Here is a 13,221-nt window from a genome sequence, read left to right as displayed (position 1 = left end):
TACGCCATCAGACTCGAACGCCGTCGCATTCACCGGGCCACCCCGAGAAGGACAATCCTGCCGTCCCTCCCTCCAACTTGACGTACGACCCGACGAAACGGTTGCCCGCACTTCACCTACGAAGCGGATTCCCCGCGGATCAGTGCCAACGCCCCGTCCAGCTCGTCCGGTTTCACCAGGACGTCGCGTGCCTTGGATCCCTCGCTCGGACCGACGATGTTCCGCGACTCCATCAGGTCCATCAGCCGGCCGGCCTTGGCGAAGCCGACCCGCAGCTTGCGCTGAAGCATCGAGGTGGAACCGAACTGGGTGGAGACGACCAGTTCGGCGGCCTGGCACAGCAGATCCAGGTCGTCGCCGATGTCCTCGTCGATCTCCTTCTTCTTGGCCGCGCCGACCACCACGTCCTCGCGGAAGACCGGTGCCATCTGATCCTTGCAGTGCTGGACGATGGCCGCGACCTCGTCCTCGGTGACGAAGGCACCCTGCATACGGGTGGGCTTGTTGGCCCCCATCGGCAGGAACAGTCCGTCACCCTTTCCGATCAGCTTCTCGGCGCCGGGCTGGTCGAGGATGACGCGGCTGTCGGCCAGTGAGGAGGTCGCGAAGGCGAGCCGTGAGGGCACGTTCGCCTTGATCAGACCGGTGACGACGTCGACCGAGGGCCGCTGGGTCGCGAGCACCAGGTGGATACCGGCGGCTCGGGCCAGTTGGGTGATACGGACGATGGCGTCCTCCACATCACGCGGAGCGACCATCATCAGGTCGGCCAACTCGTCGACGATCACCAGCAGGTACGGGTACGGCGAGAGCTCGCGCTCGCTGCCCTCCGGCGGTTTGACCTTGCCGCTGCGGACGGCCTGGTTGAAGTCGTCGATGTGCCGGTATCCGAACGCGGCGAGGTCGTCGTACCGGAGGTCCATCTCCCGTACGACCCACTGGAGGGCCTCGGCGGCGCGCTTGGGGTTGGTGATGATCGGTGTGATCAGGTGCGGGATGCCCTCGTACGCGGTCAGCTCGACCCGCTTGGGGTCGACCAGCACCATGCGGACGTCCTCGGGGGTCGCCCGCACCATGACCGAGGTGATCAAGCAGTTGATGCAGGACGACTTGCCGGAACCCGTCGCGCCGGCCACCAGGACGTGCGGCATCTTCGCCAGGTTGGCCATCACATAGCCGCCCTCGACGTCCTTGCCGAGCGCGACCAGCATCGGGTGGTCGTCCTCGGCAGCGTCCGCGAGGCGCAGCACATCGCCGAGGTTGACCATCTCCCGGTCGGTGTTGGGGATCTCGATGCCCACCGCCGACTTGCCCGGGATCGGGGAGATGATCCGGACGTCGGGACTCGCGACGGCGTACGCGATGTTCTTGGCGAGCGCGGTGATCCGCTCGACCTTCACCGCGGGACCGAGCTCCACCTCGTAGCGGGTGACCGTCGGCCCGCGGGTGAAGCCGGTGACGGCGGCGTCGACCTTGAACTCGGTGAAGACGTTCGTCAGGGACGCGACGATCGCGTCGTTGGCCGCGCTGCGGGTCTTGCCGGGGCCTCCGCGCTCCAGCAGGTCGAGTGAGGGCAGCGAGTAGGTGATGTCGCCCGAGAGCTGCAGTTGCTCGGCGCGGGCCGGCAGCGGCTGGGACTGCGACCGGTCGGGCGCGGGCTTCGTCAGATCGGGTACGCCGCCCGAGGGCACCGCTCCCTTCTCCGGCTTGCCTCCCCCGGTGGCGGGTTCGCCCTCCCTGGCGCCCGGCACCGGCGTATCCGGGCGGGCACGCTCGACGGAGACGCCCTGGGTGAGATCGGCGACGATCGGCGAGGGCGGCATGCCGTTCAGCACCGCCCCGTCGAGCGCCGCGGCCGCGGCCGCGGCGACGTCCACCGCGTCCATGGTGCGCATCGCGGGCTGCGCGGAAGGCCTGCGCGGCCTCGGGCGCTTGGAGAGAGCGTCGGCCTCCACCCGGTCGGGGTCGTACTCCGCGGGCACTTCGGAGCGGCGTGCGGAGGAGCGGCGGGAGCGGGCGGGAAGCGCCTCGCGCCACTGCTCGTCGTAGCGCTCGTCGTCGTTCTCCTCGTCCGCCTCGGGGTCGTGCACCGGGTCGAGGATGCCCAGCTTGGTGCCGAGCAGCCGCAGCCGCTGCGGAATGGCGTTCACCGGGGTGGCGGTGACGACCAGCAGCCCGAAGACGGTGAGCAGCAACAACAGCGGTACGGCGAGGACCTCGCCCATCGTGTAGATCAGCGGCTTGGAGGCCGCCCAGCCGATGAGTCCGCCCGCGTCCTGCATCGCCGTGGTGCCGTCCCCCCGGCCGGGCGATCCGCACGCGATGTGCACCTGCCCGAGCACCCCGATGACCAGAGCGGAGAGTCCGATGACGATGCGGCCGTTGGCCTCGGGCTTCTCCGGGTAGCGGATCAGCCGTACGGCGATGGTGCCGAGCAGTATCGGCACCAGCAGATCGAGCCGCCCGAAGGCTCCGGTGACGAGCATCTCGACGAGGTCACCGACGGGTCCGCGCAGATTCGACCAGGTACCCGCGGCGACGACCAGCGCGAGGCCGAGCAGCAGCAGGGCGACGCCGTCCTTGCGGTGTGCGGGGTCGAGCCCCTTGGCGCCGCGCCCCACGCCGCGAAACATCGCACCGACGGCATGGGCCGCGCCGAGCCAGACGGCACGCGCCACCCGGTACACACCGCCGGTGGGCGACGGTGCCGGTTTGGGTGCGGCCGTCTTCTTGGCCGCCGCCTTCTTGGCGGGTGCCTTCTTCGCGGGCGCGGTCTTCTTCGCGGCGGTCTTCTTGGCGGGCGCAGCTTTCTTGGCCGGCCCCGCGGTACGGCCGACGCGCTTCGCGGTGCCCGCCGTGCCCTGGGAACCCTTGCCGGACGTACGTGAGGCCATGGTGCCGAGGTTACCGGTGTCGACGGCCGTGAACACGTGCGCCGGCCGCTTCACCCGACCGTGTCGTCGTACGGAGGCGGCAAACTGACGCGCTCTCACGCGCCCGAACCGGTGGAGGCGTTCCGTTCCTCGCGGGCGAACGGGCCGGACGGCAGGGCAGTTGGGCCGAAGCCCCGGACAACGGCCGTTCGCCGACCGCAGGTCGCACGGCCGGACCGCTCCGGCCGTGGAGCCGCGCCACTGGTACGGCGTTACGAAGGAAGGACGCTCGCGCCGCTTCCAGTGCCGGGTTCCAGCGCGTCAAGTGCCCGGCGCAGGCCGGTCAGCTTCCGTTCCAGGTGGGCGGCGGTGGCCACGGCCGCGGCGTCCGCGGACTCGTCGTCGAGCTGCTTGGACAGCGCTTCGGCCTGCTCCTCGACGGCTGCGAGACGCGCCGAGAGTTCGGCCAGCAGCCCCGCGGGCTCCCTCTCGTGGCCCGCGTCGCCGTTGGTGTCGCCTTCGAGCTGGAGTCGCAGCAACGCCGCCTGTTCGCGCAGCTTGCAGTTCTTCATGTACAGCTCGACGAAGACCGAGACCTTGGCCCGCAGCACCCACGGGTCGAACGGCTTCGAGATGTAGTCCACCGCGCCCGCCGCGTAACCCCTGAAGGTGTGATGCGGACCGTGATTGATCGCGGTGAGGAAGATGATCGGGATGTCCCGGGTCCGTTCCCGCCGCTTGATGTGCGCAGCCGTTTCGAAACCGTCCATGCCCGGCATCTGGACGTCCAGCAGAATGACCGCGAAGTCATCCGTGAGCAGCGCTTTGAGCGCTTCCTCCCCTGACGATGCCCGTACCAGTGTCTGATCGAGCGCAGAGAGGATGGCCTCCAGCGCCAGCAGATTCTCCGGCCGGTCATCGACCAGGAGGATCTTGGCCTTCTGCACCATGGCCCGTCCTCCTCGCCCCGGAATTGCACCGGGCGCCGCCCCAGGGGACGACTCCCTTACGCCGTCCGTCCTTGTGCCGGTCATGGTAGCCGCACCCCGCCCGTCGACACACCCTGTCACCGCGATGTCACTGTGCACACAGAAGAAACGCGGTGGGGGACCGGAAGGTTCCCCGTACAGCGCCTTCTCACACTCCTGCGGGCACAGCCGATCATCAACTCATCGCGATTCCCTCAATAAATGATCACTCTCCGCGCATCCACTGCTCCATTACGGAAAGGAGATGATCAGGATCGACAGGCTTGGTGACATAGTCGGAAGCGCCGGATTCGATGGCCTTCTCCCGGTCGCCCTTCATGGCCTTGGCCGTCAGCGCGACGATCGGCAGCCCCGCGAACTGCGGCATCCTGCGGATCGCCGTCGTCGTGGCATAGCCGTCCATCTCCGGCATCATGATGTCCATCAGTACGACCGTCACATCGTCGTGCTGTTCCAGGACTTCGATGCCCACCCGCCCGTTCTCCGCGTACAGCACCGCGAGACCGTGCTGCTCCAGCACGCTGGTGAGCGCGAAGACGTTACGGATGTCGTCGTCGACGATCAGCACCTTCTCACCGTGGAAGCGGAAGGTCCTGCGAACCTCCGGCTGCCCGCCGAGCGTCCACGGCTCCTGCGGAGCCGCCGGAGCGGCGGCGCGGGGCGGCAGCGCGGGCCGTCGCTCCGAGCTCCCCAGGGGCTTGCGACTCCGCGCGAGCCCGCCGGCTCCGGCCGAATCGCGCACGGCCGCCGTCGGGTCGGCGCCCGGACCGGCGTCCATGAGCGGACCTTCCTCGGTCACCGCACCGTGTGCCTCGACGTGCCCCGGGCCCACCTGCGGATAACCCTGCGGGGGCAGCTCGCTCGGGTGCAGCGGCAGATACAGCGTGAACGTCGAGCCGCGGCCCGGCTCGCTCGCCGCGTGGATCTCACCCCCCAGCAGCCGGGCGATCTCCCGGCTGATGGACAGGCCGAGCCCCGTACCGCCGTACTTGCGACTGGTCGTCCCGTCGGCCTGCTTGAACGCCTCGAAGATCACCAGCATCTTGCTGGACGCGATCCCGATACCGGTGTCGGTGACGGAGAAGGCGATCAGATCGGCATCGGCGTCATGCAGCGATCCGGCCTCCAGGAGCTGCTCACGGATGGCGTTCGGCACATCCGTGCTGGCATGCCGGATCACCAGCTCGACCGCTCCGCTGTCGGTGAACTTCACCGCGTTGGACAGGAGATTGCGCAGCACCTGGAGCAGCCTCTGCTCGTCCGTGTGCAGCGTCGCGGGCAGCTCCGGAGACACCCGTACGGAGAAGTCGAGCCCCTTCTCCGCGGTGAGCGGCCGGAATGTCGCCTCCACGTAGTCGACCAACTGGACCAGTGCGATCCGGGTCGGACTGACATCCATCTTGCCCGCCTCGACCTTCGTCAGATCGAGGATGTCGTTGATCAGCTGCAGCAGATCGGAACCGGCCCCGTGGATCGTCTCGGCGAACTCCACCTGCTTCGGAGAGAGATTCCCCTCGGCGTTGTCCGCGAGCAACTTGGCCAGGATGAGCAGCGAGTTGAGCGGCGTACGCAACTCGTGCGACATGTTCGCCAGGAACTCGGACTTGTAGCGCATCGACACCGCGAGCTGCTCGGCGCGCTCCTCCAGGACCTGCCGGGCGTCCTCGATCTCGGTGTTCTTGACCTCGATGTCGCGGTTCTGCTGGGCCAGCAGCTCGGCCTTCTCCTCCAGTTCGGCGTTGGAGGCCTGAAGCGCCTGCTGCCGGATCTCCAGCTCCTTCGAACGGTCCCGCAATTGCTCGGCCAGCTCCTGCGACTGCTCAAGGAGCTTCTCGGTCTTCGTATTGACGCTGATGGTGTTGACGCTCGTCGCGATCATCTCGGCGAGCTGGTTGAGGAAGTCCCGCTGGATATGGGTGAACGGCTGGAACGAGGCCAGCTCGATCACACCGAGAACCTTCCCCTCGAACAGCACCGGCAGCACGATCACATGCGCGGGCGGCGCCTCGCCGAGCCCGGAGGAAATCTTCAGATAACCCGGCGGAACGTTGTCCACCTGAATCGTCCGCTTCTCCTCCGCCGCGGTGCCGATGAGCGTCTCACCGGGCCGGAACGAAGTCGGCATCGATCCCGCCGAGTATCCGTAGCTGCCCCTCATCCGGAGGTCGTACGAGCTGTCCTTGTCACTGTCCGGCCCCACCGCGTCGGTGTCACCGGTCGGCATGGCCAGGAAGAACGCACCGTGCTGCGCGGAGACGACCGGAGTCAGCTCGCTCATGATCAGCGAGGCCACGTCGTCGAGATCGCGCCGGCCCTGCATCAGACCGGAGATCCGGGCGAGATTGCCCTTGAGCCAGTCCTGCTCCTTGTTGGTGGCCGTGGTGTCGCGCAGGTTGGCGATCATCGTATTGATGTTGTCCTGCAGCGCCTGGATCTCGCCGGACGCGTCCACATCGATCTTGAGATTGAGATCGCCGCGGGTCACCGCCGTGGCGACGGCCGCGATGGCCCGCACCTGACGAGTGAGGTTCCCGGCCATCTCGTTCACCGACTCGGTGAGGTCGCGCCAGGTGCCGTCGACGTCCCGGACCCGGGCCTGACCGCCCAACTGTCCCTCCGTGCCCACCTCACGGGCCACGCGGGTCACCTGCTCGGCGAACGAGGACAGCTGGTCGACCATCGTGTTGATGGTGTTCTTCAGCTCCTGGATCTCACCGCGCGCGTCGATGTCGATCTTCTTGGTGAGGTCGCCCTTGGCGATGGCCGTGGTGACCGTGGCGATCTGCCGCACCTGGCCGGTCAGATTGGACGCCATCGAGTTCACGGACTCGGTGAGGTCCTTCCACGTACCGGAGACGCCCGGAACGCGTGCCTGACCGCCCAGCTCGCCCTCCGTGCCCACTTCACGGGCGACTCGCGTCACCTCGTCGGCGAACGAGGACAGCGTCGTCACCATCGTATTGACGGTGTCGGCGAGCTCGGCGACCTCGCCGCGCGCCTCGACGGTGACCTTCTTCGTCAGGTCACCGGTGGCGACCGCGGACGAGACCCGGGAGATGTTCCGCACCTGACTGGTGAGGTTGTTGGCCATCAGGTTGACGTTGTCGCTGAGGTCCTTCCAGATACCCGTCGCACCGCGCACCCGGGCCTGGCCACCGAGGATGCCCTCGGTACCCACTTCACGGGCGACCCGCGTCACCTCGTCGGCGAAGTTGAGCAGCTGGTCGACCATGGTGTTGACCGTCGTGACGAGTTCGAGGATCTCGCCCTTGGCGTCGACCGTGATCTTCTTGGAGAGATCGCCCTTGGCGACCGCGGTGGTGACCTCGGCGATGTTGCGGACCTGGAGGGTCAGGTTGTTCGCCATGCCGTTGACGGACTGGGTGAGGTCCTTCCACGTACCGGAGACACCCTGCACCTCGGCCTGGCCGCCGAGGATGCCTTCCGTGCCCACCTCACGGGCGACCCGCGTCACCTGCTCGGCGAAGTTCGAGAGCTGGTCCACCATCGTGTTGAGGGTGTTCTTGAGCTCCAGGATCTCGCCGCGCGCGTCCACGTCGATCTTCTGCGACAGGTCACCGCGCGCCACCGCCGTGGCGACCTGGGCGATGCTGCGGACCTGATCGGTGAGGTTGCCGGCCATGCCGTTCACCGAGTCCGTCAGATCGCGCCACACACCGGCGACGCCGGGCACCTGTGCCTGGCCGCCGAGCCGCCCGTCCGTACCCACCTCGCGGGCCACCCGCGTCACCTGGTCGGCGAAGGCGGAGAGCTGGTCGACCATCGTGTTGATGGTGTTCTTCAGCTCCAGGATCTCGCCGCGCGCGTCCACGTCGATCTTCTGCGACAGGTCACCGCGCGCCACCGCCGTGGTCACCTGCGCGATCTGGCGCACCTGGGAGGTCAGGTTCCCTGCCATGAAGTTGACGGAGTCGGTGAGCTCCTTCCACGTACCGGAGACACCGTCGACGCGTGCCTGGCCGCCGAGGCGGCCCTCCGTGCCCACGTCGCGTGCCATCCGCGTCACCTGGTCGGCGAAGTTGGACAGCTGGGCCACCATGGTGTTGACGGTGTTCTTCAGCTCCAGCATCTCGCCGGCCACGTCGACGGTGACGTTCTGCGACAGATCACCGTTGGCGACCGCCGTGGTCACCTGCGCGATGTCCCGGACCTGGCCGGTCAGGTTGCGGAAAGCGGTGTTCACCGAATCGGTGAGGTCCTTCCAGGTGCCCGCGGCGCCCGGCACCTCGGCCTGGCCGCCCAGCCGGCCCTCGACGCCGACCTCGCGGGCGACCCTCGTCACCTCGGACCCGAACGACTGAAGCTGATCCACCATCGTGTTGACGGTGTTCTTCAGCTCCAGCATCTCGCCGGCCACGTCGACGGTGACCTTCTGCGACAGATCACCACTGGCCACTGCCGTGGTCACCTGCGCGATGTCGCGCACCTGCGTCGTCAGATTGCGGAAGACCGTGTTCACCGAATCGGTGAGGTCCTTCCAGGTGCCCGCGGCACCCGGCACCTGGGCCTGGCCGCCGAGCAGACCCTCGCCACCGACCTCGCTCGCCACACGCGTCACCTCGTCGGCAAAGGTACGCAGCGTCTCGGTCATCTGGTTGATCGTCTCGGCGAGCTGGGCGACCTCGCCGCGCGCGCTCACGGTGACCTTCTGGGACAGGTCGCCGTTGGCGACGGCGGTCGTCACCTCGGCGATCCCGCGCACCTGAGAGGTCAGGTTCCCGGCCATCGTGTTGACGGAGTCGGTCAGGTCCTTCCAGACCCCGGCCACACCGGGCACGGTCGCCTGCCCGCCCAGCTCGCCCTCCGTGCCCACCTCGCGGGCGACCCGGGTCACCTCGGAGGAGAACGACGACAACTGGTCGACCATCGTGTTGACGGTGTTCTTGAGCTGCAGCATCTCGCCGGCCACATGCACGGTGACCTTCCGTGACAGATCGCCCTTGGCGACCGCCGTCGTCACCAGGGCGATGTCCCTCACCTGTGCGGTCAGCCGGTACGCCATGGTGTTCACGGAGTCCGTGAGGTCCTTCCACGAACCGGACATGCCGCGCACCTGGGCCTGGCCGCCCAGCTTGCCCTCGGTACCCACCTCGACCGCGACCCGCGTCACCTGCTCGGTGAACGCCGACAGCTGATCGACCAGGTTGTTGACCGTACGGGCAACCTTCAGGAACTCGCCGCGCAGCGGGCGCACCGTCTCGTCGGAGGTGTGCGACCGCAGCTCCATCCGCTGTTCCAGATCACCGTCGGCCACCGCCGACAGCACCCGGCCGACCTCCGAGACCGGACGGGCCAGATCGTCGACCAGTTCGTTGGAGGCGTCGATGGCGGCGGCCCAGGAACCCTCGCAGGCGCCCGTCTCCAGCCGTTCCGTGAGCTTCCCCTCACGCCCGACGACCCGTCGCACCCGAGCCAGCTCGCCGGTGAGATGGAGATTGCGGTCGGCGACTTCGTTGAAGACCGCCGCGATCTCCGTCATCACGCCGTCGCCCGAGACGGTCAGGCGCCTGCGGAAATTCCCGTCGCGCATGGCCACCAGGCCCGCCAGCAATCTGTTGAGCGCCGCCGCGTCGACCTCGATGGTTCCATTGCGCTGCTTCTTCACGGACTGTCCGCCTTTTGTGCGCGTGCCTGATCCCCGCGCCGCCACGCCAGACTCCACCGTGATCCCTCCCGCAGGGGTTGACCGTATAGCTCGGGCCTTTATCTGGGAGCTTGCCCAGTTCCTCATTGGCTCACCGCCACAGCCCACCGTCGACGGGTGACCATGTGGACGTCAAATCGTTGAAACGTACCAGGCCCCACCCGATCGGGGTGCAGCCTCCAAGGGTTGTCCCACATCGGCCTGTTGGGGAGCCCACACTTGTCCGGTCACGTGCCTGTTCCTCATCGTTCCTGCCCGAAGTCGGCCCTCGTGTATCCGGCACCGAGACCGAGCGTCTAGCCTGGCAGGCGAATCGAAGCGGCGAGAAACGGGCACAGGACTCGGGGAAGCGACGAGACACCAAATGGGGAGTGCTGTGATCACCGCGCGCGCGGCCGCCACCTTCGACCCGGTCGGGCGCTCTGTCGCGACCGCCCGCGCCTTCGTCCGCGACACGCTCCAGGGATGGGGATACACGGATGTCGTCGACGACGCCGTCGTCCTCACCAGCGAGCTCGTGACCAACGCCGTAGTGCACGCGGGTACCGCCGCGGACGTGCTGTGTCTGCGTACGGAGGACGGGGTCCGCATCGAGGTCTCCGACCACTACCCGGAGCGCGAGGTCCCGCTCCAGAGCTCGGGGCCGGACTTCGGCAACCCGGACCGTGAGAACGGCCGCGGGCTGCTGCTCTGCGCGGCACTCGCCTCCCGGTGGGGCGTCGAGTATTCGCCCACTTACAAACATGTCTGGTTCATGCTCGATCTTCCCGAGCGCCCGGTGGGCATCCGCTCTGCCGGCCCTCTGCTCCCGGTCGGCCTGCTCCCGGTCGCCGACGAGCGCGTCCGGGTGGCCGTCGTGCAGATCGACAGCACCGGCTCCATCGCCGCCTGGAACGAGGACGCCGAGTTCCTCTTCGGCCACACCGCGGACCAGGTCACCGGGAAACAGCTCACCGACTTCACCGCCTGGCCGCAGACACCCGGCACCAATACGGGCATCGTCGAAGCACTGCGACTCTCACGCTGGGAGGGCAGTTACGGAATCCGGGGCGCCGACGGCCGCACCATCCCGGTCTACGCGTCGCACCTCCGCGTCCGCGACACCGGCGGTGAACCGTCCACGGTCTGCCTGCTCGTCCGCGACTACGAACGCGCCGTTCTCCAGTCCCCGGCACGCGCACCGGTGTCCGACGCGAACACCGACAACCGCAAGGCGGACCCGTTCGAGATCTTCATCGGCTCCCCCGCCCCCGACGACCTCGACGGCCTGCTCCAGCGCACGGTCGAACGGGCGCGCGACATGCTCGACGCCGACTCGGCCTTCCTGCTGCTGGCGACGGACGACGAGACGGAACTGGAGGTACGGGCCACGACCGGCCTGCCCTCCGCCCGTCAGCGTTTCGCCCGGGTCCCGGTGGAGGCCGGTACCGGACGTTACGGCTCCGCACGGATGCCCGCCGTCCATGAAGACCTCGACCACGTCCCCGGCGCCGTCCCCCTCCTCGGGGGCACCGGGATGCGCTCGGTCGTCACCGTCCCGTTGAAGGTCGAGGGACGTCTGACGGGCTCGCTCGGGGTCGCCGCGGAAGCGGCCGGCCGCTACTCCAACGAGGAGGCCCTGCGCCTCCAGTTCGCCGCGGACCGTATCGCGCTGGCCGTCGAGTCGGCCCGGCTGGGCGAGCTGGAACGCCTGCGCCGCGGTTCCCTCTCCTTCCTCGTCGAGGCGTCCGATCTGCTCGCCGGCACCCTCGACCGGGACCAGACCCTGGCCCTGATGGCCCAGATGACGGTCCCCACCCTGGCCACCTGGTGCGCCGTCTACACGATCGCCGACCAGTCCTCGGAACCGTACCTCTCCTACGTCCTGCACGAGGACGAGGAGCGCATCGACGGTCTGAAGGCGCTGCTCTCCAGGATCGCTCCCCCGGACCCCGTACCGACCCCCGGCGCCCGTGTCTGGGCGGCCCCGACCGAGGCCGCCCACGAGGCGGCCCTGCGCACCTCCATGCGTACGCCCGGCCTCGGCGAGCCCGGCGGGCTCGGCTCCGGCGTCCGGACGACGCTCGCCACGGCCGCCGCGGTGGGCGGGGAAACAGTGGTCCTGCCACTCGTCGCCCGAAACCGCGTCATCGGCATGCTCACGCTCGGAAAGCCCTCCGACGACCACTTCCGCCAGGAGATCCTGGAGCTGGCCGAAGACCTTTCCCGCCGTGCCGCCCTCGCACTCGACAACGCCCGGCTCTACTCGGAGCGCATGGCGATCAGCCAGTCACTTCAGCGCAGCCTGCTCCCGCCGGGGCTGCCCGAGGTCCCCAATGTCGAGATCGAGGTCATCTACCGCGCGGCGGGCGAGGGCAACGAGGTCGGCGGCGACTTCTACGACGTCTTCCCGATCCGCGACGGCGCCTACGGCTTCGCCATCGGCGACGTCTGCGGTACGGGTCCGGAAGCAGCGGCCGTCACGGGCCTCGCCCGCCACGCCCTGCGCCTCCTCGCCCGCGAGGGCTTCGGCGGCCCGGCGGTCCTGGAGCGTCTCAACGCCGCCATCCTGGACGAGGGAGCCCGCAGCCGCTTCCTGACCCTCCTGTACGGGGAGTTGTGGCCCCAGGAGGACGGGAGCGCGCTCCTGAAGGTGGTCTGCGCGGGCCACCCCCTGCCGCTGCGCCTGCGTCAGGACGGCTCGGTCGAGGCAGCGGCCGAACCTCAGCCGCTGCTGGGCGTGATCGAGGACCTCGAACTGTACGAGCAGACGGTCACCCTCGCCCCGGGAGACGTCCTGCTGTGCGTGACCGACGGCGTCACGGAACGCCGTGAGGGCACCCGCATGCTCGGCGACGACGGTCTGGCGGACGTCCTCTCCACGTGCACCGGTCTGACGGCCGGCGCGGTGGCGGCACGCATCCTGCGGGCGGTCGAACGCTTCGCCGCGGAACCGGCTTCCGACGACATGGCCATCCTCGCCATGCGCGTCCCCGAACCGCCCACCGCCTGACCACGCTTCATAGCCGGCCAGGGACGCGAGCAGGGGGGCGCGGGTTCCACGCGCTCCGAGAACTCCGGGAGCTCCGAAGCGGACGAACTGCTCGCCGTCGCCCACGCGCACGGTGTGACGGCGGCGCAGGTCCGGTTGGCCTGGACGCTGCATCAGGGACCGCACGTCCTTGCCATCCCCGGCACCGGTAATCCGGACCACCTGACGGAGAACGTGGCCGCAGGTGCCTTGCGCCTCTCGGCGGACGAGATCGCCCGCCTCGATTCGCACCACACGGACAACGAGTAAGGACGCATTGAACATGCGAAAGGCCCCCACCACTTGGTGGGAGCCTTTCTTCTTCACTGAGCCCCAATGCGGAATCGAACCGCAGACCTTCTCCTTACCATGGAGACGCTCTACCGACTGAGCTATTGGGGCCTGCTGCGCTGTGGCAACGAGGTAAAGCTTACCCTGAACTCAGGGATGCTCAAAACCGCTGAACACAGAAGATTCTGACGAGCTCTCATCCGCCCCGACAGCTCTCTCACCTCGTTGCGCCGGGGCGTCGCCGGCTGGAGGAGGACCGGCAGCACCGAACGACGGCACGAGCGGGCCCTGAAACGCGGAAAAGCCCCGTGCCACAAGGGCACGGGGCTTTTCCGTAAAAGGAGTTCGGCGGCGTCCTACTCTCCCACAGGGTCCCCCCTGCAGTACCATCGG

The 13,221-nt window shown here is 68.4% G+C and carries 4 protein-coding genes, 1 tRNA gene and 1 pseudogene; 2 read left to right on the top strand and 4 right to left on the bottom strand.

The window, feature by feature from the left end:
• Positions 1 to 116: 116 nt before the first annotated feature.
• From ABZ826_RS22020 to ABZ826_RS22010, 3 genes are all read right to left on the bottom strand, one after another.
• Positions 117 to 2,894 carry a DNA translocase FtsK gene (locus ABZ826_RS22020; RefSeq protein ID WP_361450740.1) on the bottom strand — a complete coding sequence of 926 codons (2,778 nt, stop codon included), beginning with the start codon at positions 2,892 to 2,894 and terminating at the stop codon, positions 117 to 119.
• 251 nt (positions 2,895 to 3,145) lie between these two features.
• A complete protein-coding gene (locus ABZ826_RS22015; protein WP_361450737.1) occupies positions 3,146 to 3,823 on the bottom strand; it encodes a response regulator in 678 nt (225 codons plus the stop codon).
• Between the two features lie 244 nt (positions 3,824 to 4,067).
• On the bottom strand, positions 4,068 to 9,488 hold the full coding sequence (locus ABZ826_RS22010; RefSeq protein WP_361450734.1) for a HAMP domain-containing protein: 5,421 nt from the start codon (positions 9,486 to 9,488) through the stop codon (positions 4,068 to 4,070).
• A gap of 403 nt (positions 9,489 to 9,891) precedes the next feature.
• On the opposite strand from ABZ826_RS22010, the gene ABZ826_RS22005 reads away from it, so the two are divergent.
• The gene (locus ABZ826_RS22005) at positions 9,892 to 12,519 is read left to right on the top strand and encodes a SpoIIE family protein phosphatase (protein ID WP_361450731.1); all 2,628 of its coding nucleotides are present in this window, start codon (positions 9,892 to 9,894) and stop codon (positions 12,517 to 12,519) included.
• Between the two features lie 72 nt (positions 12,520 to 12,591).
• Positions 12,592 to 12,807: pseudogene (locus ABZ826_RS22000) on the top strand (aldo/keto reductase); the annotation flags it as partial.
• Between the two features lie 59 nt (positions 12,808 to 12,866).
• On the opposite strand, the gene ABZ826_RS21995 reads toward ABZ826_RS22000, so the two are convergent.
• Positions 12,867 to 12,939: transfer RNA gene (locus ABZ826_RS21995), tRNA-Thr, on the bottom strand.
• Positions 12,940 to 13,221: the final 282 nt, after the last annotated feature.

Origin of the sequence: Streptomyces sp. NPDC047515 (assembly GCF_040643055.1) — a bacterium.
Lineage (GTDB): Bacteria > Actinomycetota > Actinomycetes > Streptomycetales > Streptomycetaceae > Streptomyces.
Note: the sequence above shows the minus strand (reverse complement) of the source record. Positions and strands in the feature narration are given on the sequence as shown.